We start from the raw sequence: 26,745 nt of genomic DNA, 5'->3' as shown, positions 1-26,745 counted from the left end.
ACGGCCGCGGCGGCGGCGTTAACCGGGGATTCATCGACGGGTTGTCAAATATTACGGGTCAATATCGTCAACGGGCTGGAAAATACACTGCTGAGGCGATGCGGCCGCTGGCGGCCGGCGTTTCCAGGGGAGGGGGCAGATGGTTAGGGTGGAGTCGCAGACCGGTCCGGGAAAGGCCGGCGGAGCGCAGTCCGGCGCGGCGTCCCGAAGCCGGTCTTTCGGCATCGGGCGCAAGCTGCTGGTGTCGGTCGGCGCCATCTCGGCGCTTGCGGTTCTGGGGGCCGGAGTCGGCTGGCTGTCGTTCAACACGGTGGACGAGGCGCTGACCCAGGTCACCGGCACCAGCATGCCCAGCCTCGCCGCCGCCCACGGGCTGGACGCGGAAAGCTCGCGCATCGTGGCGCTCGCCCCGGCGCTGGCCGCGGCCGACACCCAGACGGCGCGCGAGGCGCTGAAGCAGGACCTGCTGCGCCGCCAGACCCTCCTCAACTCCCTGATCGCCGATGCCGAGCGGCTGGGCGCCCGCAAGGAGGCGCTGGACCGGATCCGCAGCGAGGCGTCGGCGATGTTCGGCAACCTCGGCCGCCTCGACGCCTCGGTGCAGGCCCGCCTCGGCGCGGCGGAGCAGGGGGCCGGCATCCTCGCGGGCATCAACACGGCGCACCGCGACCTGCTGGCCATCGTCGGGCCGCTGGTCGACAAGCGCTCCGGCGCCATGGAGAAGTCGGCCAACGATCTGGAGACGGTGGTCACCGCCACCGCCGAGAAGCTCGGCAACCAGACCAGCGGCAACCTGATCGCGGCCTACGAGATCCGCCAGTCCATCTCGACGATGGGCGAGGCGCTGCGCGCCCTGCCGCTGGTCAATGCGCCGGACGCGGTCGGCGAGCTGATGTCCACCTTCATCTCGGCCACCTCCTCGGCCATGATGCGCGGCAAGCGGCTGGCGCAGGACGAGGCCGGCGCCGCCCTGATGCCCGACATCGAGGAGCTGGTGAAGTTCGGCGTCCGGCCGACCGACGTCTTCGAATGGAAGCAGCAGCTTCTGACCGGCGCCCTCCCGCCGGCCGAGCGCGAGGCGCAGAACGCCCGCATCGCCGAGGCGGCCCGCCGCGCGGCGGAGCTGGAGAAGAGCGCGATCGAGAAGGTCGACACCCTGACCCAGAAGGCCCGGCTCGCCTTCACCATCTCGACGCTGGAGCTGAAGTCCGACGCGTCCGAACGGCTGGTGGACGTGAAGCGCGACCTCGCCGGCCTGCGCACCCTGCTGGAGGTCGCGGCCTACGGCAACCTGCTGGCGGGCCAGATGAACCAGGCCGGCACCGCCCCGACGCTCGCCGCCATCGACGATCTGGAGAAGGCCTTCGCCGCCGGGCAGCAGGAGTTCGCCAAGCGCCTCGACCGCCTCGTCAAGGATGACGACGCCGCGGCCCTGCTGGAGCGCGCCCGCGCCCTGGTGGCCTTCGGCGCCGGTGAGAAGAGCATCTTCGCCGTCCGCCGCTTCAGCCTGAAGGTCGACCAGGAGGGGACCGGCCTGCTGGCCGCCAACGCCCAGTCCGCCGCCCGCCTGGCCGAGGCCGCGACCACCCTCGTCCAGTCGGCCGGCGAGCTCGCCGGCCGTGCCTCCGCCGACGCCGGGTCCGCGGCGCGCAGCGGCCGGCTGTGGCTGACCGGCCTCGCCGTCTTCTCGGTCGGTGCCTCCATCCTCATCATCTGGCTGGTGGTCGGCCGTCACATCGTGGCGCGGCTGACCGCGCTGGCGACCGCCATGCGGGCCATCGCCGCCGGCCGGCTGGACCATCCGATCAAGGCCGACGGCAGCGACGAGATCACCGACATGGCCTCGGCCCTCGTCGTCTTCCGCGACACCGCCCGCGAGGTGGAGGCCGCCAACGCCCGTGCCGAGGCCGAGCGCGCCCGCGCGGCGGAGGACCGGAAGACCATGCTGCTGTCGCTGGCCGACGACCTGGAGCGCAGCATCAAGTCGGTGGTGGGCTCGCTGTCGAAGCAGGCCGACCACATGCACAGCATGGCCGGCGAGATGACCCAGTCCGCCGAATCGAACCGCTCCGTCGCGTCGGAGGCGGCGGTCACCGCCGACCAGACCCGCAGCAACGTCGAGACCATCTCCGCCGCCGCCCAGCAGCTCTCCGCCTCCATCGCGGAGATCACCCGGCAGGTCGCCGACTCCGCCCGCTTCGCCGGCAACGCCGCGACCGAGGCGCAGCGGACCGACGAGACGGTGCGCACCCTGCAGGACGCGGCGACCGAGATCGGCAAGGTGGTGGAACTGATCAGCGCCATCGCCAACCAGACCAACCTGCTGGCGCTGAACGCCACGATCGAGGCGGCGCGGGCCGGGGAGGCCGGCAAGGGCTTCGCCGTGGTGGCGAGCGAGGTCAAGCATCTCGCCAGCCAGACCGCCAGCGCGACCGACCAGATCTCCCAGCAGATCTCCGCCATCCAGTCGGTCGCCTCGGATGCCGCCGTCGCCATCCGGCGCATCGTGGACACCGTCGGCACCATCAACACCATCTCCACCGGCATCGCCGCCGCCGTGGAGCAGCAGGAGGCCGGCACCCGCGAGATCGCCCGCAACGTCGAGCAGGCCGCCAACGGCACCAACGCCCTGTTCCAGAGCCTGGAGACCGTCTCGACCGCCGCCGCCCGCACGGGCGCCGCCGCCACCGAGGTGCTGAACGCCTCGGCCGACGTCTCCCACGACGCGGAGACGCTGAACCACGACATCGAGAAGGTCCTGCAGCAGATCCGTTCGGCGTCGTGACCCCGCTCCTTCCAGGCGGATCAGCGACAGACTGACGCAGGCGGCCGGACCTTCGGGTCCGGCCGTTCGCCGTTCAGGACCCAACCTCTTGCATCACCCCGTTTTCGCCCCATGCTTCGGGCTAAACCATCGGGATCGGCGATCCTGTCGCAACCTTGGGCAAGCTGGGCTGTATTACCATCTTGAGTTTGTGACGTTACAACCGTCAGTCAATATGCGGGAGACCGGCTATGGCGCTGCATCCCTTTGCATTCCTACAGAAAATCGGCAAGGCCCTGATGCTTCCGGTGGCGGTGCTCCCGGTGGCCGGCCTGCTGCTCGGCATCGGTGCCGCCAACTTCGAGTGGATGCCGCCGATCCTGTCGATGCTGATGAAGAATTCCGGCGACGTGATCTTCGGCAACCTGCCGCTGATCTTCGCCATCGGCGTGGCGCTGGGCTTCACCGAGAATGACGGCGTGTCGGCCGTCGCGGCGGCCATCGGCTACATCGTGATGCTGGCCACGCTCGGCGTGATGGCCGGGGTCTGGGGGATGGAACCCAAGACCATCATGGGCATCAAGTCGATGGAGACCGGCGTGTTCGGCGGCATCCTGGCCGGCGGTCTCGCCGCCTTCATGTTCAACCGCTATTACAAGATCAACCTGCCGGCCTATCTCGGCTTCTTCGCCGGCAAGCGCTTCGTGCCCATCGCGACGGCGCTCTCCGCCATCCTGCTCGGCATCGTGCTGTCGGTGGTGTGGCCGCCCATCCAGTCGGGCATCGACCATTTCTCGCGCTGGGCGGCGGTCAACGATCCGCGGACGGCGGCGACCATCTACGGCTTCGTCGAGCGCCTGCTGATCCCCTTCGGCCTGCACCATATCTGGAACGTGCCCTTCTTCTTCGAGATCGGCAGCTTCACCGACGCCGCCGGCAAGGTGGTCCACGGCGACATCAACCGCTACTTCGCGGGCGACCCGACCGCCGGCATCCTGTCCGGCGCCTTCCTCTTCAAGATGTTCGGCCTGCCGGCCGCGGCGATCGCCATCTGGCATGCCGCCCTGCCGGAGAACCGGGTGCGCGTCGGCGGCATCATGATCTCCGCCGCGCTGACCTCCTTCCTCACCGGCATCACCGAGCCGATCGAGTTCTCCTTCCTGTTCCTCGCCCCGGTGCTCTACCTGATCCATGCGGTGCTGGCGGCGACCTCGCAGTTCCTGATGAACTCGCTCGGCGCCCACATGGGCTTCACCTTCTCGCAGGGCGGCATCGACTTCGTCCTGTTCAACGTGCTCAGCCCCAATTCGCAGAAATGGTGGCTGGTCCTGATCCTCGGGCCGGTCTACGCCGCCATCTACTACACGGTCTTCCGCGTCACCATCCGCGTCCTCGACCTCAAGACGCCGGGCCGCGAGGCGGTGGCGGCGGACGGCGAGGTCGCGACGAGCGGCACCGAGCGGGCGCGCGATCTGGTCATCGCCTTCGGTGGCCGCGGCAACATCGCCAACCTCGACGCCTGCATCACCCGCCTGCGCGTCGTCGTCCGCGACCCCGGCCGGGTGGACGAGCCGAAGCTGCGCGGCATGGGCGCGTCGGGCGTGCTGCGCGTCGGCGACAGCGTCCAGGCCGTCTTCGGCACCCTGTCGGAGAATCTGAAGACCGAGATGCAGGAGTATCTGCGCTCCGCCGGGGCGGAGGCCGACGCGGCGCCGGCCGCGCACCCCGGGACCCAGCCGGCCGCCGCCGCGCAATCCGCCCCGGCGGCGCTGCCCGCCGCCCGGGCGGCCAGACTGCGCGATGCGCTCGGCGGGGCGGGCAACCTGCGGGACGTCGCCGCCTTCGCCGTGACCCGGCTGCGGGTCGAGCTGGCGGACGGTTCGCGCGTCGACCAGGGGGCGTTGCGGCAGGCCGGCGTCCGCGCCGTGAGGAGTGTCGGCGCCAACGGCTTCGACCTGATCGTCGGCAACGAGGCCGGCGCTCTGGCCGAGGCGTTGCGCTCCGGCGCCGGCGGCCGCCGCGCGGCGGAATAGGCCGGGGCGTCGGGGCGGCCGATCCATAGGTTCCGTCACTGCCGGCATAGACGGAATGGATTGGACCGATGGGCCGGGTGCCGCTGTCATCGCGCGACCGCCGCAAGGCGCCAGCACGACGATCCAGCGCGACGAGAGGGGCACCCGTGACCGACCGGCTTTCCGAAGGCGACATCAACCTCGGCCCCCGGCGGGCCGCCTGGACAGCCGCCCATCACGGCCCGGCCTCCGGCGCCCTGGTCGCCCGCGACTCCGCGGCCTTCCTCAGCCAGTCGCTGTCCACCCCCTGCCTCACCGCGATCCGCAAGGCGGAAGGCATCTGGATCGAGGATGCCGACGGCCGGCGCTTCATGGATTTCCACGGCAACAGCGTCCACCATATCGGCTACGCCCATCCCCGCCTGCGCGAGGCGCTGAAGCGCCAGCTCGACGGCCTCACCTTCGCCCCGCGCCGCTTCGCCTGCGACGAGGCGGCGGCGCTCGCCGAGCGGCTGGCCGCCCTGTCGCCGACCGGCCCGGGCTCCCGGGTGCTGTTCGCGCCCGGCGGGTCGGAGGGGATCGAGATCGCGCTGAAGCTCGCCCGCCTCGCCACCGGCCGCTTCAAGACCGTCTCCTTCTGGGACGCCTTCCACGGCGCCGGCTTCGGCGCGTCGAGCGTCGGCGGCGAGGCGGTCTTCCGCTCGCACGGCATCGGGCCGCTGCTGCCGGGGACCGAGCATGTCGCCCCCTTCGCCTGTTCCCGCTGCCCCTACGGCTTCCCGTCGGCCGGCGCCGTCCCGGATCTCGACGCCTGCCGGATGGCCTGCGCCCGCATGCTGCGCTACGTGCTGGAGAAGGAGGGCGACGTCGCCGCCGTGGTGGCGGAGCCGGTGCGCGCGGTCCCCTACGTGCCGCCCCCCGGATTCTGGGCCGCGGTGCGGCAGGCCTGCGACGAGACCGGCACGCTGCTGATCTTCGACGAGATCCCGACCGGCCTCGGCAAGACCGGCCATCTCTTCACGCATGAGCCGTTCGGCGCCGTGCCCGACATCGTCGTGCTGGGCAAGGCGCTGGGCGGCGCCATGCTGCCGCTTTCCGCCGTCATCGCCCGCGCCGGGCTGGACGTGGCGGGCGACCGCGCGCTCGGCCATTACACCCACGAGAAGAACCCGCTGCTCGCCCGTGCCGGGCTGACGACGCTCGACATCATCCGCGACGAGGGGCTGGTGGAGCGCGCCGCCACGCTCGGCCGCCACATGGCCGGCCGGCTGACCGACCTCGCCGCCCGCTTTCCCGGCATCGCCGGGGTGCGCGGCGCCGGCCTGCTGCAGGGGGTGGAGCTCGTCACGCCGGACGGACGGCCCGATGCCGACCGCGCCGAGGCCGTGCTCTACGCGGCACTCTCCCGCGGCCTCAGCTTCAAGGTGTCGATGGGCAGCGTGCTGACCCTCTCCCCGCCGCTGACCATCGCCCGCGGCGACCTCGACCGCGCGCTCGACATCCTGGCGGAGTGCTTGTCGGACAGGCCCTGCTAGTCCAGATGCCGCCGCAGCGCGTCCACCACCAGGGCGGGGGCGGTCAGGTGGGGCAGGTGGCCGGCGGCGTCCAGCACCTCCATGACGCTGCCGGCGATGTGCTCGTGCAGGTATCGCGCGGCCTCGTCCGACACGGCGGGATCGTGGCGGGTCTGCAGCACGACGGTCGGCACGCGCAGCTCGGGCAGGCGGGCGCGCAGGTCGATGTTGAGGATCGTCAGCAGGATCGACAGGACGAGGTCGGGGCGCATCTCCTGCAGGTTCTGCACGAATTCCCGCACCGTCGGGTTGCCCGGCGGGGCGGACACCACGGTCCGGCCGTAGGTCTCGCTCCACGCCACATAGTCGCGGGTGGCGGCGTCGATCAGCAGGCCGAGGTCCATCTTGGTGAAACCGCCGCGATAGCCCTCGTCGTCCAGGTAGCGGGCGGAGGACCCCAGCATCACCAGCTTGCGGAAGGCCTGGGGCTCCCGGATGGCGGCCAGCGCCCCGACCATGCCCGCCACCGAATGGCCGACAAAGTCGCAATGCGCGATCCCCAGCTCCTGCAGCGCCTCCAGCAGGTCCTCCGCATAGGCCTCCAGCCGGGAATAACGGATGGCGTCGTAATGCCAGCGGTCGTCCGGTCCCAGCCCGGCGAGGTCCAGCAGCACGATGCGGTAGCGGTCGCCGAAGGCCTCCGCCACATGGCGCCAGGCCGCCTGGTTGGTGCCGAACCCCGGCGCCAGCACGAGGACCGGGGTGCCGCTGCCGCTGACGCCGACGTTCAGCCGTTCGAGGATCTTGTTGCGGAGACCGGCCATGACGGACCCTGCGTTGCCAGACACGATGCAAATTGGCGCGGCCGGCGGCCCGCTCAAGTCGGGCGGCCGTCCTATGACGCGGTGTCCTGTGACGGAGTGTCCTGTGACGCGGTGTCCTGGCGGCGGTCCCGCTATGCCGGGCTCGGCTGCCGCAGGCCGCGGGTCGACCCGCGCACGACGCAGGTTCCGGTCAGCACCACCTTGCGCACCGGCCGTTCCGGATTGTCCAGCCGCTCGAACAGCAGGGCCATGGCGGCGTCGCCGATCTCCTGGACCGGCTGCTCGATCACCGTCAGGCCGGGGCCGACCAGTTCCGTCCAGGGCTCGTTGTCGAAGCCGGCGAGCCCCAGATCCCCCGGGATCGACAGGCCCAGCCGGCGCACCGCCTTCACCACGCCCATCAGCAGCAGGCTGTTGGACACCACCACCGCGTCGGGCCGCTCCCCCGCCGCCATCCAGGCCAGCAGCTCCGCCTCCGCCGCCTCGGCCCGCGGGGCGACGAAGCGGGCGGCGGGCTCCAGGCCGCGGGCCGCCATGGCGGCGCGATAGCCCTCCTGCCGTTCGGCGCCCGTCGTGCTGGTGTTGCCGAACAGCCCGCCGATCCGGCGGTATCCCCGCTCCACCAGATGGTCGACCAGCATCGCGGCGGCCTGCCGGTTGTCGAGGATCACCGCGTCATGCAGCCCGGCCGGCTCGCCGCGGTCGATCAGCACGACGGGGAAATCCAGCCCGAACCGTTCCAGCTTGCCCAGCGTCTCGCGGGTCGGGGCGAAGATCAGTCCGGTGACCCGCTCCTCCTGCATCAGGCGCAGATACATCGCCTCGCGCTCGGGGTTCTCGTCGGTGTTGCACAGGATCACCCGCATGCCGGCGTGATAGGCGGCATCCTCCACCGCGCGGCTGACGGCGGTGAAGAAGGGATTGCGGATGTCCGACACGATCAGCCCGATGGTCTGGCTGTGCTGCGAGCGCAGCCGCCGGGCCGACAGGTTGGGGCGGTAGCCGGTGCGGCGCACCGCATCCTCCACCCGCTTGCGCAGGGCCTCGCTGACCGGGCCGTTGCCCAGCACCCGCGACACCGTGGCGACAGACACCCCGGCCTCGCGGGCAACGTCCTTGATGCTGACGCTCATGGTGGGATCGGCTCCGCTCTTCCTCGAATGCGCTGTAAACGTTATCAGCGCCGCGGCTCTAGAATGGGATGTTTTGCCCCGGCCGTCCATAGCCTTCAGTTGAAAAATCGCATGCTGCAATGCGGTGCGCGTTGACAGCGCTATTGTAATCGTTTTCAATGCGTCTCAGAGAACGTCACAATAAGCACCCGCGGAGGAGGCGGACCCGCCATGGCCCCCGACACCCTCACTGCCCCGCTGCTCCCGGACCTCGTCCGGCTCGCGGCCAGCCCGGCCGGCAAACAGGACGCGATCGGGCAGGCGGCCCAGCTCCTGGTCGCCGCCGGCTGCATCGACCCCGCCTATGCCGACAGCATGCTGCGGCGCGAGGCGGTGGCGAACACCTACCTCGGCCATGGCGTCGCCATCCCCCACGGCATGGTGGAGGACCGCAACATGGTCCGCCGCAACGGCATCGCGGTGCTCCAGGTGCCGGGCGGGGTGGAATGGAACCCCGGCCAGACGGCCCATCTCGTCGTCGCCATCGCCGCCCAGTCCGACGCGCACATCGGCATCCTGCGCCGCCTGACCCGGCTGATGCAGGACGAGGCGCGGCTGTCCTCCCTCTTCACCGCCACCGACCCGGCCCTGCTGATCGCCGCCCTGTCGGAGGATCAGGCGGCCCCCGTCGCCGGCCCCGGCGGCGACCTCGCCGAGAGCTTCGAGTGGGTGGTGGACTATCCGACCGGCCTGCACGCGCGCCCGGCCTCGACCTGGGTGGAAACGGCGCGCAGCTTCGCCGCCCGCATCCAGGTGCGCCACGGCGACCAGGTGGCCGACGCCAAGGCGCTGGTCTCGCTCCTCCAGCTCGGCCTGCGCGCCGGCGACGGCATCGTCGTCTCGGCGGAGGGGGGCGACGCCACCGCGGCGCTCGCCCGGCTGAAGGCGGTCATCACCCGCCTCAGCGCGCAGGAGAAGGCGGACGCCAAGGCCGCGGCCCTGCGTGCCCGCAGCGCCGCCCAGGGCTGGACCCCGCCCGGCGCGCTGCCCGTGGTGGTCGGCATCGGCGCCAGCCCCGGCCTCGCCATCGGCCCGGTGCATGTGCTGCCGCCGGCCGACCTGACGGTGCCCGACCAGCCCTCGCCGCTGATCAACGGCGGCGACCGGCTGCACGAGGCGCTGACCCTGACCCGCCAGCACCTGAAGGCGCTCGCCGACGATACCGGCCGCCGGCTTGGCGCCGCCGAGGCCGGCATCTTCCGCGCCCAGGCGGAGCTGCTGAACGACACCGACCTCATCACGCTCGCCTGCCAGCTCATGGTCGAGGGGCACGGCGTCGCCTGGTCGTGGCACGAGGCGGTGGAGCGCACGGCGGGCAGCCTGTCGGCCCTCAACAACCCGGTGCTCGCCGCCCGCGCCGCCGACCTGCGCGACGTGGGCCAGCGGGTGCTGGCGCGCATCGACCCGTCGCTGCGCATCGGCTCCATCCACGACCTGCCGGACCAGCCCTGCATCCTGGTGGCGGACGACCTCTCGCCCTCCGACACCGCCGGGCTGGACATGAGCCGGGTCATCGGCCTCGCCACCGCCCAGGGCGGCCCGACCTCCCACACCGCCATCCTGGCGCGCACGCTGGGCCTGCCGGCCATCGTCGCCGGCGGCAAGGCTCTGCTGGAGCTGGCCGACGGCACCCCGGCGGTGCTGGACGGGCAGGGCGGGCGCCTGCACCTCGACCCCGGCCCGGCCGACCTGGAGTCCGCCGGGGCCTGGATCGCCCGGCAGGCCGAGCGCAAGGCGCGGGAGGAGGAGCGGCGCGGCCTGCCCGCCCGCACCCGCGACGGCCACACGGTGGAGATCGGCGCCAACGTCAACCGCCCGGACCAGGTCCCGGTCGCCCTGTCGCAAGGGGCCGAGGGGGTCGGGCTGATGCGCACCGAGTTCCTGTTCCTCGAACGCTCCGACGCTCCCGGCGAGGAGGAGCAGTACGAGACCTACCGCGCCATGCTGGAGGCGCTGGACGGCCGTCCGCTGATCGTCCGCACCCTCGACATCGGCGGCGACAAGCAGGTGCCGCACCTCCAGCTCCCGCAGGAGGAGAACCCCTTCCTCGGCGTGCGCGGCGCCCGGCTGCTGCTGCGCCAGCCCGACCTGCTGGAACCGCAGCTCCGCGCCCTCTACCGGGCGGCGAAGCAGGGCGGCGCCCTGTCGATCATGTTCCCGATGATCACCTCGCTGCGCGAGGTGGAGGCCCTGCGCGCCGCCTGCGACCGCATCCGGGCGGAGCTCGACGCCCCGGCCGTGCCGCTCGGCATCATGGTGGAGGTGCCGGCCGCCGCCGTGCAGGCCGACATGTTCGCCCGCCACGTCGATTTCTTCTCGATCGGCACCAACGACCTGACGCAGTACGCGCTCGCCATCGACCGCCAGCACCCCGACCTCGCGGCGGAGGCCGACAGCCTGCACCCGGCGGTGCTGCGGCTGATCCGCATGACGGTGGAGGGCGCCGCCCGTCACGGCCGCTGGGTCGGGGTGTGCGGCGGCATCGCCGGCGATCCCTTCGGCGCCGCCCTGCTGACCGGTCTCGGCGTGCGCGAGCTGTCGATGACCCCGCACGACATCCCGGCGGTCAAGGACCGGCTGCGCGACAGCGACCTGTCCGCCCTGCAGGACCTCGCCGCCCGGGCCATCGCCTGCGAGACCGCCGACGCCGTGCGCGCGCTCGACGGGGGAGGGGCGTCATGACCGCTCCCTCTTCCCAGGCGCCCCTTGCCCAGGTCCCCATCGTCACCGTCACGCTGAACCCGGCGATCGACCAGACCATCACGGTGGAGGCGCTGAGGCCCGGCACCGTCCACCGGGCGCGCGAGGTCCGCCACAATGCCGGCGGCAAGGGCGTCAACGTCGCGAGCTGCCTCGCCGACTGGGGCGCCCCGGTCGTCGCCACCGGGTTGCTCGGCGCCAACAACACGGCCCCCTTCGGCGCCCTCTTCGCCGCCAAGGGCATCACCGACCGTTTCGCCCTGGTGGCGGGGGAGACGCGCATCAACGTCAAGATCGCCGATCTGGCGAGCGGCGACACCACCGACATCAACCTGCCGGGCCTGACCGCCTCGGCCGCCGACCTGGAGCGGGTGCGGGCGATCCTGCACGGGCTGGCCGTCCCCGGCAGCCTCGTCCTGCTGGCCGGCAGCCTGCCCGAAGGACTGCCCGCCGGCTGCTATGCCGACCTCACGGCCGACCTTGCCGGCCGCGGCGTCCGGGTGGTGCTCGACAGCAGCGGCGATCCGCTGGCCGCCGCGCTCGCGGCCCCGCGGCTGCCCTACTGCATCAAGCCCAACCGGCACGAGCTGGAGGCCTGGGCCGGCCGGCCGCTGCCGACCGAGGACGCCATCCTCGACGCCGCGCGCGGCCTGCGCGCCCGCGGCGTCGGCGTCGTGGTCGTCTCGCTCGGCGCCGACGGCGCCCTGTTCCTGGCGGAGGAGGGCGCGCTGCGCGCCGGCCTGCCGCCCGTCCAGACCCTCAGCACCGTCGGGGCCGGCGACGCGATGGTCGCCGGCCTGATCGCCGCCTTCCGCGACGGCGTCCCGCTGGAGGGGGTCGCCCGGCTGTCCGTCGCCTTCGCGGTGGCCAAGCTCGGCTGCTTCGGTCCCAACCTGCCCGGTGCCGACGCCGTGCGGGCTCTCGCATCCCAGGTCCGCGTAACGAAACTCTAACGGAGCGGCGGGTGGCGCCCGCCCAGGAGGAAACCATGGCGAATTTGCTGGCGGTGATCGCCGCGGGAGACCGCAGCACCCAGGCCCTGCTCGCCGCCGAAGCCCTGCGCAAGGCGGCGGTCGGCCTCGGCCACCGGATCGAGGTGGAGGTGCGCAGCGGCCCCGACGTCCGCAACCTGCTGACCACGGCCGTCATCCGGCAGGCGCAGGGCGTCGTGCTGGTCGGATCGGGCGAACTGGACGAGGAACGCTTCTCCGGCCTCGCCCCGGTCACCGCCGATCTCGACGCCGTGCTGGCCGATCCGCAGGCCGTCCTGCGCCGGGCCGCCGAACCGGGCGCCGCCGCCGCGCCGGCTCCGGCCGCCGGCAGGCGCATCGTCGCCATCACCTCCTGCCCGACCGGCATCGCCCACACCTTCATGGCGGCGGAGGGCATCCAGCAGGCGGCCACCGCGCTCGGCCACCGCATCCGGGTGGAGACGCAGGGTTCGGTCGGCGCCCGCGACACCCTGACGGAGGAGGAGATCCGCGACGCCGACGTCGTGCTGATCGCCGCCGACACCCAGGTCGACCTCAGCCGCTTCGCCGGCAAGCGCGTCTTCCAGAGCGGCACCAAGCCGGCGATCAACGACGGCCGCGCCCTGGTGGAGCGGGCGCTCGCCGAGGCCAGGCCCCACGGCGCCGCGGCGCCGCTCGCCGATGCGGTCGCCGCCGGCAAGGCGGAGCGCGCGGCCCAGCGCACCGGCCCCTACAAGCACCTGATGACCGGCGTCTCCTTCATGCTGCCCTTCGTGGTGACCGGCGGCCTGCTGATCGCCATCGCCTTCGCGCTCGGCGGCATCTACGTCTACGAGGACAGCAACCAGGGCACGCTCGGCTACGCCCTGTTCCAGATCGGCGCCAAGGCCGGCTTCGCCCTGATGGTCCCGGCGCTCGCCGGCTACATCGCCTTCTCCATCGCCGACCGGCCGGGCATCGCGCCGGGCATGATCGGCGGCATGCTGGCCGGCACCATCGGCGCCGGCTTCATCGGCGGCATCATCGCGGGCTTCATCGCCGGCTACGGCACCGACTGGCTGAACCGCCGCATCAAGCTGCACCGCAATCTGGAGGGGCTGAAGCCCGTCCTGATCCTGCCGCTGCTCGGCTCGCTGCTGACCGGGCTCGCCATGCTCTACGTCGTCGGCACGCCGGTCGCCCAGGCGCTGGCCCTGCTGACCGCCTGGCTGAAGGGCATGCAGGGCAGCAGCGCCGTCCTGCTCGGCCTGCTGATCGGCGCCATGATGGCCTTCGACATGGGCGGCCCGGTCAACAAGGCGGCCTACGCCTTCGCCACCGGCCTGATCGGCAGCCAGGTCTACACCCCGATGGCCGCCGCCATGGCCGCCGGCATGGTCCCGCCGCTCGGCATCGCTCTGGCGACGCGCCTGTTCGCCGACCGCTTCACCCATGAGGAGCGCGAGGCCGGCAACGCCGCCGCCGTGCTCGGCATCGCCTTCATCACCGAGGGCGCCATCCCCTTCGCCGCCCGCGACCCGCTGCGCGTCATTCCCTCGCTGATGATCGGCGCGGCGCTGACCGGCGCCATCTCGATGGCGATCGGGGCGGAGCTGAAGGTCCCCCACGGCGGCATCTTCGTCCTGCCGATCCCCAACGCCGTCACCCATCTCGGCGGCTATGTGGTGGCGCTGATCGTCGGCACGGTGGTGACCGCGCTCGCCCTGCGCATCCTGAAGAAGCCGGTGGCCCAGGCCGCCGCCCAGCCGGGACGCGCGCCGCAGGATCTCAAGCCGGTCGCCGACCAGCCGGCGCACTGACCCCTTATCGAAGCGTTCTCTCCCCGACTTTGCGCATCCGCAGCCCCCGCGGCCCTCATCGGCCGCGGGTTTTTTCTTGTGCGCCCAGCATGGGCGCGTTCTTGAGGGTGTAAGTCCCTCCGTAAGCTGGTCACGGCGAACGAAGAGAAGCGCAACTGCGGAAGGGCAACCGACCGTGGGAAGGAAGCGTGGATCGCAGCTGCGGGCCGATGAACAAGAACCGGATATGAGGCGGTGCCGACCAGGGCGAGCGGGCATGGAACCGCGAAGCTCTTGTGACCAAGGGTCGGTGGCGTAAATCCGGCGGTCGTGCAGCGAAGGAACGCGTTCTTACCTGGGGGATCCCGCCTTGCGCCTGAAAGGGCGACGGCGTCGAGCCGGAGCGGGAAGTCAGCAGAGGCCATAGTAGGCGAGGCGCGAGCCGGACCGAAGGGCCGAACGAGGGAGAATGGAGTCCACCCGACGATGCGTGAGGCCATGCGTCAGATGCCGGAGCGATCCGGGAGGCGGGAGAGGAGGACGGGTGAAGCCCGTCCGGAGGCCCGTCTTGACGAAGCCGAGCGCCCGCGCCGGGACACGGACGCCATGGGGCCGGGGCTGCTGGATGCGGTCCTGGCGCGAGAGAACCTTCTGCGAGCGTTGAGGAAGGTGCGGGCCAACGGGGGTGCAGCGGGAGTGGACGGCCTGGACATCGACCAGACCGCCGCACTGCTGAAGAGCCGCTGGCCGGCGATCCGCGACAGCCTGCGGGAGGGGACGTACCGGCCGCAGCCGGTGCGTCGCGTGATGATCCCGAAACCTGGGGGTGGCGAGCGCGAACTCGGCATTCCCCCGGTGACGGACCGCCTGATCCAACAGGCGATGCTGCAAGTTCTCCAGCCGATCCTCGATCCCGGCTTCAGCGACCACAGTTACGGCTTCCGTCCCGGCCGGAGTGCGCACGACGCCGTCCTTGCGGCGCAAAGCTTCGTGCAGTCCGGCCGGCGGATCGTCGTGGATGTGGACCTGGAGAAGTTCTTCGACCGGATCGACCATGACCTTCTGATCGACCGTCTGTCCAAGAGGGTCCCGGACCCGGCCATCATCCGGCTGGTGCGGGCCTACCTGGATGCCGGCGTCATGGAGGACGATGGGGCGGTCGCACGGCGTCGGACGGGTTCCCCGCAAGGGGGACCGCTGTCGCCGCTGCTGGCCAATCTGATCCTGGACGAGGTGGACAAGGAACTGGAACGCCGGGGCCATGCCTTCTGCCGCTACGCCGACGACTGCAACGTCCATGTGCGGTCGCGTCGGGCGGGAGAGCGGGTGATGGCCCTGCTGCGGCGCCTCCATGGCCGGTTGCACCTGACGGTGAACGAAGCCAAGAGCGCCGTGGCCCCCGTCTTCGGCCGCAAATTCCTCGGCTATGCCTTCTGGGCCGGACCGAAGGGAGAGGTCAGGCGGAGGGTCGCCGACAAGGCGATCACGGCGTTCAAGGACCACATCCGCGACCTGACGCCCCGGCTGACGGGACGGTCGATGGCCGCGGTGGTGGCGAGGCTGCGCGATTTCCTGCTGGGCTGGAAAGCCTACTTCCGACTGGCGCAAACTCCAAAGGTCCGGCGAACGCTGGACGAATGGATACGCCACCGGCTGCGGGCCATTCAGCTCAAGCAGTGGAAGCGGGGGAAGACCATCTTCCGGGAACTGACGGCCAGAGGGGCCAAGCCCGCCGTCGCCCAACAAATCGCGGCCAATGGCCGACCCTGGTGGGGCAACAGCGGCAAGCTTCTCAATGCAGTCCTCACGATCAAATGGGCAGACCAACTCGGACTGCCCAGGCTCGCATGACCTCAATCCCCCGAACCGCCCGGTGCGGACCCGCATGCCGGGTGGTGTGGCAGGGGTGCGACCTTCTCGGGTCGCACCCTATGCCGATTGGGGCGGGGCTGGCAGGCGGACGCGCCCCCTGCCGGTCAGGCCGCCCGGATGCCGCTCAGGAAGCTCTCCACCTCCGTCCGCAGCAGCTCCGACTGGCGGGCGAGGTCGCCCGAGGCTTCCAGAACCTGCCCGGCGGCGGTGCCGGTCTGGGTCGCCGCCTCGCTGACGCCGCCGATGTCGGCGCTGACGGTGGCGGTGCCGCGGGAGGCCTCCTGCACGTTGCGGGCGATCTCGGCGGTCGCCGCCCCCTGCTCCTCGATGGCGGACGCGATGGAGGTCGCGACCTCGCTGATCGTCGCGATGGTCCGGGTGATGCCGCCGATCGCCTGGGCGGCGCCGTTGGTCGCACCCTGCATCGAGGCGATCTGCTGGCCGATGTCCTCGGTCGCCTTGGCCGTCTGGTTGGCGAGGCTCTTCACCTCCGATGCCACGACGGCGAAGCCCTTGCCCGCTTCGCCGGCCCGCGCCGCCTCGATGGTGGCGTTCAGCGCCAGCAGGTTGGTCTGGCTGGCGATGCTGCTGATCAGTTGCACGATCTCGCCGATCCGCTGGGCCTGCTCGACGAGCCCCTGGACCCGTGTGTTGGTCTGCTGCGCCTCGCCCACCGCCTGGTCGGCGATGGTGGTCGAGCGCGACACCTGTCCGCTGATCTCGGTGATCGACGCGGTCAGCTCCTCCGTCGCCGCGGCGACGGCCTGGACGTTGGTGGAGGCCTCGGCCGCCGTGCCGGCCGCGGAGGCGGCGCGGGCGTTGGTCTGCTCGGCGATGCCCGACATGCTGTTGGCCGTCCGGTTCAACTCGGTGGCGGCGGAGGACAGCGTGTGCAGGATGTTCCCCACCGTCGCCTCGAAATGTTCGATCAGCCGCTCGATCTCGGCCGCCCGCCGCTCCTTGGCGGCCCGCTCGGCAGCCTGCTCCGCCTCCAGCCGGTCGGCGGTCCGCAGTGCGTCGCGGAAGGTGACGACCGCGGTGGCCATGGCGCCGACCTCGTCGCCGCGCGCGGCATCCGACAGGTCCACCCCGTAATCCTTGCGGGCGAGGCGCTCCATGCCCGCCGTCAGACGGGCCAGCGGCTCCACGACGCTGCGGCGGGCGATCAGCCAGGACAGCAGCGCGCCGGCCAGAATGCCGACCAGCCCCACCGCGATCACCACGGTCCTTACGAAATCCTCGGTTGCCTCCACCTCGCGGGTCAGGCGGGCGACCTCTTCGACCCCCGTCTCGATCACCGGGTCGGTCAGGGCCGAGGCGGCACGCTCGCCGTCGCGCAGCTCGCCGCGGAACAGGGCCGCCGCGGCCTCGCGCCGTCCCGCCACCGCAAGGTCGCGCGTCTTCGCCAGGGCTTCCATGACCGTGATCTGCAGTGGACCGATTCGCCCGGCCGCCGGGTTGCCCGACGCGGCGAGGAGCCGGTCGAGCTGCCTGTTCCTCTCCGCCATCTCGGTGAGGCGCGCGCCGAACCGCGCGGCGATGGCGGCCTGCGTCGTGCTGTCCTCGGCGATCAGGTTGAGCGCGTCCCGCTGCAGCGACCGGCTGAGGGACCGCAGCTCCGATGCCGCCAGAACCGTCCGGTCGGCCTGGATCAGGGCATGGTTGGCGGCGGCCATGCGGTTCAGCCCCCAGACGGACGCGCCCCCGATGGCTGCCGAGACGACGGACAGGACGAAGACCGGAAGCAGAATCTTGGTTGAGAGTTTCATCGCAGTCCCACGAACAGAGTGATTCGCCGGGCAATATCTCCGGCCCCTGCGAAGACCCTACGGGGTATTCCTTAAAAAAACTGATCATACGGCGGTATGACATACAGCATTCCGAGGCCGCTATGACGGAATATGACTTGCCTGATTCCCGAGAAATTCTTTTTTATTGCTCTCGAATGGAAATAATCCGGAATGATGTTCCGAAGGTCCGGTCACGAACTGTCCGGGCGCGGGCAAGAAAAAAGGTGGACGGACAGGATTGCCTGTCTCGTCCACCTTTCCTGAAGACCGCTCCTGAAGGCCGCCGCCGCGGCCGGCCCTCACGCGGCCCAGACGACGGTGTCGGTGTCCTGCGGGGCGGTCTGGGCAGCGGGGTTGGGGAGGACCTTGACGGCGAGGCCGCCGCAGGAGGTTTCGCGGTACTTGGGGTCCATGTCCTTGCCGGTCTCGAACATCGTCTCGATCACCTTGTCGAGCGAGACCAGCGGCTCGCTGGTGCGGTGCAGCGCCATGCGCGTCGCGTTGATCGCCTTCATCGCGCCCATCGCGTTGCGCTCGATGCAGGGGATCTGCACCTGGCCGCCCACCGGGTCGCAGGTCAGGCCCAGATTGTGCTCCATCGCCACCTCGGCGGCGACGCAGACCTGCTCGGGGCTGCCGCCCATCAGGTCGGCCAGGCCGCCCGCCGCCATCGAGCAGGCGACCCCGACCTCGCCCTGGCAGCCGACCTCGGCGCCGGAGATCGAGGCGTTGGTCTTGTACAGCGCCCCGATCGCGGCCGAGGCGAGGAAGAAGCGCATGCAGGCCTCCTCGTCCACCGGCTTGATGAAGTGGTGGTAGTAGGCCAGCACCGCCGGCACGATGCCGCAGGCCCCGTTGGTCGGCGCCGTCACCACCCGGCCGCCCGAGGCGTTCTCCTCGCTCACCGCGAAGGCGAACATGTTCACCCAGTCCACCACGTTCATCGGGTCGCGCGACAGCGCCTCCGACGAGGCGAGCTGGCGGCGCAGCAGGGCCGCGCGCCGCGGCACCCGCAGCGGCCCGGGCAGCACGCCCTCGGTCGCCATGCCGCGCTCCATGCAGGCGCGCATCGTCTGCCAGATGCGGCTGAAATAGTCGCGGATCTCCTGGCGGCCGTGCAGCCGCAGCTCGTTCTCCAGCACCAGCCCGGAGAAGGACAGGCCGGTGGCCCGGCAATGGGCCAGCAGCTCGGCCGCCGTGGCGTAGGGATAGGGCAGCTCGGCCGCCTGCGGCGCCGGCCGGCCGAAAGTCTCCTCGTCGACGATGAAGCCGCCGCCGATCGAATAGTAGGTCTTGGCCAGCAGCTCCTCCTCGCCGTCGAAGGCGCGGATGGTCAGGCCGTTCTCGTGGCGGGGCAGGTTGGAGCGGTGGAAGGTGATGGCGGTGGCGGGGAAGTCGACCGGCCGGCCCTGCGGCCCGAGCGGCAGGCGGCGGCTGGCGCGCACCTGCTGGAGGAAGCCGGGGATGGCGTCGATGTCCACCGTGTCGGGCAGGTTGCCGGCCAGCCCGAGGATCAGCGCCACGTCGGTGTGGTGGCCCTTGCCGGTGAGGGCGAGCGAGCCGTAGACGTCGACCGCCACCCGGCCGGTGCGCTCGAGCCGGCCGGAGGCCGCCAGATCGTCGACGAACTGCCGGGCGGCCTTCATCGGCCCGACGGTGTGGGAGCTGGAGGGGCCGATGCCGATCTTGTAGAGGTCGAACATGCTGATCATGGCGGAGGTCCTTCCTGTGTCGGCCTGGGCCGCCTTCCCCGGTGGGGGAGAGGCGGCGGCCGGTCCGGCGGTTCAGAGGCTGAGCAGGGAGTAGAGGATGGCGGAGATGGCGACCGAGCCGATGAAGAGGACCACGACGTTGCCCGGCTGGCCGGCATATTTGCGCATCGCGGGGACCTTGCGGATGGCGTACATCGGCATGATGAAGAGCAGGGAGGCGATGATCGGGCCGCACAGGGATTCGATCATGCCGAGGATGCTGGGGTTGAGGGTGGCGGCGATCCAGACGGCGGCGACCATGAACAGGGCGCTGAAGCGGTTGATCGCCTTGAGGTCGACGGCCTTGCCCTGGCCGCGCAGATGCTGGGAGATCAGGCCGTTGAGGCCTTCGCGGGCGCCGAGATAGTGGCCGAAGAAGGACTTGGTGATGGCGACGAAGGCGACGGCCGGGGTGAGGTAGGCCATCAGGGGGTTGTCGAACTTGTTGCCGAGGTAGGAGAGGATGGAGATGTTCTGCGCCTTGGCGTTGGCGAGGTCCTGGGGGGTGAGGCTGAAGACGCAGCTGAAGACGAAGAACATGACGACCAGGACCATCATGACGGCGGCGTACTTCTCGATCTGGTCGGACTTGGCCTCGGCCTCGTCGCGGTACTGGTGCTGCTGGGCGACGACGAAGCGGGAGATGGCGGGGGAGTGGTTGAAGGAGAAGACCAGGGCGGGGATGCTCAGCCACAGGGTGAGGCTGAAGGTGCCGACGCTGGGGGTCTCGTTGAGGATGGCGCCGTTCCAGTCGGGGGCGAGGTAGAGGGCGATGCCGATGAGGACGAAGACGAAGGGATAGACCAGCCAGCTCATGACGCGCACGACCATCTGCTCGCCGAGCTTGATGACGGCCATCAGGCCGAGGATGAGGCCGAGGGAGAGCAGGATGCGCGGGGCGGCACCATGCCGAGCTGGTGGACCATGAAGCTCTGGACGGTGTTGGTGAGGCCGACGCCGTAGATGAGCAGGATGGGCAGGATGGTGAAGAAGTAGAGCAGGGTGATGAGCTTGCCGGCGGTGGCGCCGAAATGCTCCTCGACGACCTCGGTGATGTCGCTGCCGGGCTTGGAGGAGGAGAGGATGAAGCGGCACAGGCCGCGGTGGGCGAGGTAGGTCATGGGGAAGGCGATGGCCGCCATGGTGGCGAGCGGCCAGAAGCCGCCGAGGCCGGCGTTGATCGGCAGGAACAGGGTTCCCGCGCCGATGGCGGTGCCGAACAGCCCGAGCATCCACATCGTGTCGTGCTTGGACCAGGGCAGGGTCGGGTTGCCCAGCCTTGTGGTTTCGGTTGAGATACTGACCATGGCGATGCCTCCTGCGAGCCCGTGACGCCGGATGGTTCGTCCATCCCGGTGCGGCTGCGGTTGATTGACTGGAGGCAGCCTAGCAAGGACAAAGGCCCGCTTCCGGACCCAACGCCGGAACGGTGGAATAGCAGAATGAGCGGTGGAATGCGCAAATGAGCGGAGACGCCAAGGGCGGCAGCCGGACGCCCGCACCGCCGCCGGCACCGGCGCAGGGGCGCAAAGGGGGCGGGCCAGCCAGGTTTCGGTCCGATTCCGGACGCGCCCGTCGCTCCGCCCTCACTATCGCCTTGCGGGCGCGGAACTCAAGGACCGCCTGTGCAAGGCAGCCGAGCGTGCATGTGCTGGCCGTTGCCGGCCGCCTCCCCGTTCACCGCGGCGCGAAGCGGTCCAGAAGGCCGGTATAGCGCTTGGGGCGGGGCGTCGCGTAGCCCAGCGTCTTCGAGGTGCGCAGCCCCAGCGCCGCCAGCCCCTCGACCAGCTTGACGGCGGAGGCGACGCCGTCCACCACCGGCAGCCCATGGGCGGACGACAGCGCCGCGGCGAGGTCGGCCATGCCGGCGCAGCCCAGCACGATGGCCTCGGCGCCGTCCTCGTCCTTGGCCTGCTCGATGACGCCGGCGATGCGGCGGCGGGCGTCGCTCGCCGCGTCCTCCAGCGCCAGCACCGGCACCTCGGCGGCCCGCACCCGCGCACAGCGGGCGGCCAGCCCGTACTTCATCAGGTTGTGCTCGATCGCCGGGACCGAGCGGGCGAGCGTGGTGACGACGGTGAAGCGGCCGGCGATCAGGCTCGCCATGTGGAAGGCCGCCTCGCCGATTCCGACGACGGGCGCCCGCGCCAGGCTCCGCGCCGCCTCCAGCCCGGTATCGTCGAAACAGGCGATGACATGGCCGTCCACCCCCGTGGCCTCGCCCCGACCGATCTCCTCGAGCAGGCCGGGCACCGCGAAGGCCTCGTCGTAGTAGCCCTCGATGGAGGCGGGTCCCATGGCCGGATTGACGGCCTCCACCTCCGTGCCGGGGGCCGCCGCGGCGCGGGCCGCCGCCCCGATGCGGGCGGTCATGGAGGCGGTGGTGTTGGGGTTGACGACCAGGATCCTCATGCCGCCGCACCCCGTCCGCCGCGGGTCCGCCAGCGGCGCAGCAGCAGCACCGACCCCACCCCGGCCGCGATCACCAGGAAGGAGAAGACGGTGGTCAGCGTGCCCAGGGCGTACAGCACCGGGGTGGTGACGTTCGTCGTCATGCCGTAGATCTCCAGCGGCAGCGTGTTGTTGGACCCGGCGGTCATCAGGCTGCGCGCGAACTCGTCATAGCTGAGGGTGAAGCCGAACAGCGCGACGCCGATGATGCTGGGCAGCAGGATCGGCAGCACGACGTGCCGGACCGTCTGCCACGGGCCGGCCCCGAGGTCGCGCGCCGCCTCCTCGAAGCTCTTGTCGAAGCGGTTGAAGATGGCGAAGACGATCAGCAGCCCGAAGGGCAGGGTCCAGGTCAGGTGCGCGCCCAGCGCCGAACTGTACCAGGCGGGCTCGATGCCGACGATGGTGAACAGCAGGCCGATGCCCAGGCTGACCAGGATCGACGGGATCACCAGGCTCGACACCGTCAGGTAGAACAGCGCCGTGCTGCCGATGAAGCCGCGGCGGAAGGCGAAGCCCGCCGACACCGAGATCACCACCGTCAGCACCATGACGATCAGTCCCAGCGCCAGCGAACGCCTGAAGGAGCCGCCGAAATCGCCGACCGCCTGCCGTTCGAACAGGTTGGCGAACCAGTGGGTGGAGACGCCGTTCATCGGGAAGGTCAGGCCGCCCTCCGGCCCCTGGAAGGACAGGACGGCGATGGTCACCGTCGGGCCGTAGAGGAACAGGACGAACAGCGCGAAGACGGCGGCCAGCAGGTAGAAGGACAGGCCGCGGCGGGCGGTGGTGCGCATGGGCTAGAGCTCCTTGCGGATGTCGACGACGCGCAGCATCGCGACGACCATCAGCATGACGACGGCCAGCAGCACCACGGCGTTCGCCGCCGCCGCCGGATATTGCAGAAGCGAGATCTCGTTGGCGATCGTCAGCCCGATGGAGGCGCTCTGCCCGCCGCTCATCAGCCGGACGGTGATGAAGTCGCCCATCACCAGCGTGACCACGAAGATCGAGCCGATGGCGATGCCGGGCTTGGTCAGCGGCAGGATGACGTTCCACAGGATCTGCCGGCCATTCGCCCCGGCGTCGCGCGCCGCCTCGATCAGCGAGCGGTCGATGCGCATCATCGCGTTGAAGATCGGCACCACCATGAACAGCGTGTACAGGTGGACGAAGGCCAGCACGACCGAGAAGTCGGAGAACAGCAGGAACTCCAGCGGGTGGTCGACGAGGCCGAGCCCGATCAGCGTCTGGTTCAGCAGGCCGTTGCGCCCGAGGAACGGGATCCACGAGATCATGCGGATGATGTTCGAGGTCCAGAACGGCACGGTGCAGATCAGGAACAGCACCATCTGCCACATCACGGTGCGCACGTGGAAGGCCAGGAAATACGCCACCGCGAAGCCGATCGGCAGCGTGAAGGCCCAGGCGAGCGCGGCATAGCGGATGGTGTTCAGGTAGGTCTTCCAGGTGACGGCGGAGCCCAGCAGCTCCTCGTAGTTGGTCAGCACGAAGTCGGGAATGACGCGCACGCTGTCGTAATCCCAGAAGCTGACCACCAGGATGGTGGCGATGGGCACCACCAGGAAGACGAGCAGCGCCAGCGCCAGCGGTGCGGCCTGCAGATAGGGGGCGATCCGGAGCCGGCGACGGGACGGGCGGCCGCGCCGGGCGACGGCGGTGGCGCCGGTTGGCGGGTGGACGGTTGCGATCATGGTCGTCGGCTCCGGATACGGTGGTCAGGCGGCGATGAACTCGTTCCACTTGCGGACCATGTAGCGGTCCTCGTCCATCACCGCGTTCCAGCAGGCCACGGCGCCCATCCGGTCGTAGAAGGAGCCGCCGTCACGCACGGCGCCGGCCTTCTCCATGACCTTGCCCTCCGGGCTGAGGATGTCCTTCTGGGCGGGCTTGCCCTCCATCCAGAAGCCCCACTCGTCCTCGCTCATGTGCTGCCTGGCGGTGTCGAGGACGGCGGAATAATAGCCCTGCCGGTTCAGATAGGCGCCGGCCCAGCCCGACAGGTACCAGTTGATGTACTCGTAGGCGGCCTCCAGCTCCAGGCCCGACAGGTGCTTCGCCAGGCCGAGGCCGCCGCCCCAGGCGCGGTAGCCTTCCTTCAGCGGCTGGTAGACGCAGGGAATGCCCTTGGCGCGCACCGCGGCGACCGCCGGCGACCACATGGACTGCACCACCACCTCGCCCGAGGCCATCAGGTTGACGCTCTCGTCGAAGCTCTTCCAGAAGGAGCGGAACTGGCCGGCCTTCTTGGCCTCGATCAGGATCCTGATCGTCTTGTCGATCTCCTCCTTGGTCATGTTGCCCTTGTCGCCATAGGTCACGGCGCCCATCGCCTCGCAGACCATGGCGGCGTCCATGATGCCGATGGAGGGGATGTTCAGGATCGACGCCTTGCCCTTGAAGGCGGGATCGAGCAGGTCCTTCCAGCTCGTCACCGGGCGGCCGACCAGATCGGGGCGGATGCCCAGCGTGTCGGCATTGTAGATGGTCGGGATCAGCGTCATCCACTGCGTCGGCTGCTTGGCGAAGGTCTTGGAATCCTTGCCCTCGACGAAGCCGACGCTGTGCGGCGCGGTGCCCTGGGCGATGGCGCTGGCGGGGTTCAGCTTTCCGGTGACGAAGATCGGGACGATCTTGTCGAAATACCTGATCCTCGACACGTCCATCGGCTGCAGCACGCCGGCCGGAAAGATCTTCTTGCAGATCCAGTATTCGATGTCGGCGATGTCGTAGGACTTCGGCTGCGTGACGGCGCGCTGGGCGACGGCGTCGGAATCGAGCGCCGTCATCTGCAGCGTGAAGCCCAGATCCTCCTTCACCTTGTCGGCGAAGGCGTTCAGGTTCGACACGCCGGTGCCGAACTGGCGCAGGGTGACGGTCTTGATGTTCTGCGCCCAGATGGTCGGAAAGCCGGTGATGGCCCCGGAGCCGGCGGCCGCACCCACGGCGGCGGCGGCCCCCTTCAGGATCTGGCGGCGCGAGACTGCGATGGGCTTTCCGGCAATGCTCTTCGTCATGAACGTCACTCCATCTGGATCGGCAGGAGGGGGAGGGAGGAGGGGAGGAAAGGCCGGCGGCGTCAGGCCTGCAGCCGGTGGAGGTCGCCGTCGCGCCAGCTCGCCCGCACACGGGCGCCGACGCTCAGCGGGTCGGCGAAGAAGCGGGCCTCGTCCATCACCACGGTGAACTCGTCGGCACCGGGAACGGCGAGGCTGAGCTGGACCGAGGAGCCGTGATACTCGAAGGCGTTCACGGTGCCCTCGACGTGCATGGCATCCTGCCGCGCGTCGTCCGGCGCGCCGCCGGCGGCCTGCGACAACACGATGCGGTCGGTGCGCAGCGCCACCGGGCCGAGCCGCTCGTGCGTCAGCACATTGTGCCCGCCGATGAAGCGGGCGACGAAGGCGGTGCGCGGCGCGTTGAACAGTTCGCGCGGCGAGGCCGCCTGCTCGATCCGGCCGTCGTTCATCACCACGACCAGATCGGCCAGCGCCATCGCCTCGCTCTGGCTGTGGGTGACATGGATGAAGGTGATGCCGAGGTCGGTCTGCAGGCGCTTCAGCTCCTCCCGCATGCGGTCGCGCAGGAAGGGATCGAGGGCCGACAGCGGCTCGTCCAGCAGCAGAACGCCCGGCTCGGTGATCAGAGCCCTGGCCAGCGCCACCCGCTGCTGCTGCCCGCCGGAGAGCTGGGAGGGCAGGCGGCCGGCATAGGCACCCATATGCACCGTGTCCAGCATGGCGCGCGCCCGCTCCCGCCGCTCGGCCCTGGGCACGCCGCGCATCTTCAGGCTGAAGGCGACGTTGTCGACGCAGTCCAGATGCGGGAACAGCGCGTAGTTCTGGAACATCATCGCCGTGCCGCGCCGCGCCGGGGGCACGTCGTTGACGACGCCGTCGCCGATCAGCAGGTCGCCGGAACTGATCTCCTCATGACCGGCGATCATGCGCAGGGTGGAGGTCTTGCCGCAGCCGCTCGGCCCCAGGAAGCAGCAATAGGACCCGGCGGGGATCTTCAGGTTGATCCGGTCGACGGCCACCGACCGGCCGTACACCTTGCTCAGCGCGATCAGTTCGACGGCGGCACCAGAGCGCATCACAGCCTCTCCCGGTTCGTGCGCCATGAGGGGCGGCGCAGATTGTCGACAATTTCCTCCCGCCCCAGCAGGAAGCATGCCAACGCCCAGGCACCGGGAATCCGTGCCATCGCCTGGCACCCTTGTGCAGGAGATGCCGTTTTGTGCGCCGTTCTGGCGGTTTTCAGGGCAAGGTGATGGATTTCAGGCCAGAGAGGCCGGCTGTACAAACGGTGGCGGGCGCCTCCAGGATTGTCTACAATGGCGACAACCCACCCCGATCCCTTGGAGCATCCCATGGCGGCGACCGGCCGGAAAGCGCGGGAAGGCACGACCGGCGGTCCGCGCGGAGCGCAGGCTCACGACCGCATCGTGCAGAGCGTGGTCGACGCCATCGCCGACCGCCGGCTGCCGCCCGGCACCAAGCTGACGGAGGAGCGGCTGGCCCAGATCTTCGGCGTCAGCCGGGCGCGCATCCGGACGGCGCTGTCGGCGCTGGCGCAGATCGGGGTGGTGGAGCTGCGGCCGAACCGCGGCGCGTTCGTCGCCCGCCCGTCGGCCCGCGAGGCGCGCGAGGTGTTCGAGGCGCGGCGGATCGTCGAGCGCGGTCTGCTCGACCGTCTCGCCGGCGCCGGTCCGCTGCCGGCCGACGCGGTGGCGCGGCTGCGCGCCCATCTGGCGAAGGAGAAGGCCGCGGCGGCGGCGGACGACCGCGTGGCGATGATCCGATTGTCGGGCGACTTCCACCTGCTGCTGGCCGATCTCGCCGGCAACGGCACGCTCGCCACCTTTCTCGACTCCCTGGTGCGGCAGTCGTCCCTCGCCATCGCCGCGCTGGAGGTGCGCCAGTCTCCCGACTGTGCCGCGCACGAGCATCAGGCGATCGTGGAGGCGCTGGCGGCGGGGGAGGGGGAACGGGCGATGCACCTGATGATGGAGCATCTGGGCGCGGTCGAGGACCGCCTCGCCCCGGATCCCGGCGTGCCAGAGGTGGATTTGTTCGCCGTGTTCGGGCGGCTGGGCGAGGCGATCTGACGGCGGTCCGGCCGG

General features: G+C 70.6%; 17 protein-coding genes and 1 pseudogene. 8 read left to right on the top strand and 10 right to left on the bottom strand.

Annotation, left to right across the window (positions count from 1 at the left end; genetic code table 11):
* The first annotated feature begins 139 nt into the window (after positions 1-139).
* The 3 genes from DEW08_RS26855 (at position 140) to DEW08_RS26845 (ending at position 6,311) form a co-directional block, all read left to right on the top strand.
* Complete coding sequence (locus DEW08_RS26855) at positions 140-2,785, top strand: methyl-accepting chemotaxis protein (protein WP_146214772.1); 2,646 nt, start codon at positions 140-142, stop codon at positions 2,783-2,785.
* A gap of 230 nt (positions 2,786-3,015) precedes the next feature.
* A complete protein-coding gene (ptsG, locus tag DEW08_RS26850) occupies positions 3,016-4,797 on the top strand; it encodes a PTS glucose transporter subunit IIBC (RefSeq protein ID WP_109333100.1) in 1,782 nt (593 codons plus the stop codon).
* 146 nt (positions 4,798-4,943) lie between these two features.
* On the top strand, positions 4,944-6,311 hold the full coding sequence (locus DEW08_RS26845; RefSeq protein ID WP_245987011.1) for an aspartate aminotransferase family protein: 1,368 nt from the start codon (positions 4,944-4,946) through the stop codon (positions 6,309-6,311).
* Here the strand turns inward: DEW08_RS26845 and DEW08_RS26840 are convergent.
* Together DEW08_RS26840 and DEW08_RS26835 are read right to left on the bottom strand one after the other, a co-directional pair.
* Entirely contained in the window at positions 6,308-7,114 is an 807-nt protein-coding gene (locus tag DEW08_RS26840; RefSeq protein ID WP_109333096.1) for an alpha/beta fold hydrolase, read from the bottom strand. The two genes, DEW08_RS26845 and DEW08_RS26840, sit on opposite strands and share 4 nt — an antisense overlap.
* Before the next feature lie 131 nt (positions 7,115-7,245).
* Positions 7,246-8,247, bottom strand: coding sequence for a LacI family DNA-binding transcriptional regulator (locus DEW08_RS26835; RefSeq protein ID WP_109333094.1), 1,002 nt, complete (start codon positions 8,245-8,247; stop codon positions 7,246-7,248).
* A 210-nt stretch (positions 8,248-8,457) separates the two neighbouring features.
* Here DEW08_RS26835 and ptsP point away from each other — a divergent pair, with 210 nt between their 5' ends.
* From ptsP to ltrA, 4 genes are all read left to right on the top strand, one after another.
* On the top strand, positions 8,458-10,968 hold the full coding sequence (gene ptsP / locus DEW08_RS26830) for a phosphoenolpyruvate--protein phosphotransferase (protein ID WP_109333092.1): 2,511 nt from the start codon (positions 8,458-8,460) through the stop codon (positions 10,966-10,968).
* A complete protein-coding gene (pfkB, locus tag DEW08_RS26825) occupies positions 10,965-11,939 on the top strand; it encodes a 1-phosphofructokinase (protein WP_109333090.1) in 975 nt (324 codons plus the stop codon). Before ptsP ends, pfkB begins: the two co-directional genes overlap by 4 nt.
* A 35-nt stretch (positions 11,940-11,974) precedes the next feature.
* Positions 11,975-13,756, top strand: coding sequence for a fructose-specific PTS transporter subunit EIIC (locus DEW08_RS26820; protein WP_109333486.1), 1,782 nt, complete (start codon positions 11,975-11,977; stop codon positions 13,754-13,756).
* A 465-nt stretch (positions 13,757-14,221) separates the two neighbouring features.
* A complete protein-coding gene (gene ltrA, locus DEW08_RS26810; protein ID WP_109333088.1) occupies positions 14,222-15,586 on the top strand; it encodes a group II intron reverse transcriptase/maturase in 1,365 nt (454 codons plus the stop codon).
* Positions 15,587-15,711: 125 nt separating this feature from the next.
* On the opposite strand, the gene DEW08_RS26805 is transcribed toward ltrA, so the two are convergent.
* From DEW08_RS26805 to DEW08_RS26770, 8 genes and pseudogenes are all read right to left on the bottom strand, one after another.
* A complete protein-coding gene (locus tag DEW08_RS26805) occupies positions 15,712-17,376 on the bottom strand; it encodes a methyl-accepting chemotaxis protein (RefSeq protein ID WP_109333085.1) in 1,665 nt (554 codons plus the stop codon).
* Between the two features lie 320 nt (positions 17,377-17,696).
* Positions 17,697-19,109: an L-serine ammonia-lyase gene (locus tag DEW08_RS26800; RefSeq protein ID WP_109333083.1), complete on the bottom strand. Its 1,413-nt coding sequence runs from the start codon at positions 19,107-19,109 to the stop codon at positions 17,697-17,699.
* A gap of 72 nt (positions 19,110-19,181) precedes the next feature.
* Positions 19,182-20,455: pseudogene (locus DEW08_RS26795) on the bottom strand (serine/threonine transporter).
* A 370-nt stretch (positions 20,456-20,825) separates the two neighbouring features.
* Complete coding sequence (locus DEW08_RS26790) at positions 20,826-21,560, bottom strand: aspartate/glutamate racemase family protein (RefSeq protein ID WP_109333081.1); 735 nt, start codon at positions 21,558-21,560, stop codon at positions 20,826-20,828.
* Complete coding sequence (locus DEW08_RS26785; protein WP_109333079.1) at positions 21,557-22,396, bottom strand: ABC transporter permease; 840 nt, start codon at positions 22,394-22,396, stop codon at positions 21,557-21,559. The genes DEW08_RS26790 and DEW08_RS26785 overlap by 4 nt, the downstream gene beginning before the upstream one ends.
* A gap of 3 nt (positions 22,397-22,399) precedes the next feature.
* A complete protein-coding gene (locus DEW08_RS26780) occupies positions 22,400-23,314 on the bottom strand; it encodes an ABC transporter permease (protein ID WP_109333077.1) in 915 nt (304 codons plus the stop codon).
* 24 nt (positions 23,315-23,338) lie between these two features.
* Entirely contained in the window at positions 23,339-24,637 is a 1,299-nt protein-coding gene (locus DEW08_RS26775; RefSeq protein ID WP_109333075.1) for an ABC transporter substrate-binding protein, read from the bottom strand.
* Between the two features lie 62 nt (positions 24,638-24,699).
* Positions 24,700-25,716 carry an ABC transporter ATP-binding protein gene (locus tag DEW08_RS26770; protein ID WP_109333073.1) on the bottom strand — a complete coding sequence of 339 codons (1,017 nt, stop codon included), beginning with the start codon at positions 25,714-25,716 and terminating at the stop codon, positions 24,700-24,702.
* A 240-nt stretch (positions 25,717-25,956) separates the two neighbouring features.
* Between DEW08_RS26770 and DEW08_RS26765 the strand changes: the two genes are divergently transcribed.
* Positions 25,957-26,730 (top strand): GntR family transcriptional regulator, encoded by a 774-nt coding sequence (locus tag DEW08_RS26765; protein WP_245987010.1) that lies wholly within the window; start codon positions 25,957-25,959, stop codon positions 26,728-26,730.
* Positions 26,731-26,745 lie beyond the last annotated feature (15 nt).

Source organism: Azospirillum thermophilum (assembly GCF_003130795.1).
GTDB lineage: Bacteria > Pseudomonadota > Alphaproteobacteria > Azospirillales > Azospirillaceae > Azospirillum > Azospirillum thermophilum.
This window is presented reverse-complemented; position numbering and strand designations above follow the sequence as displayed.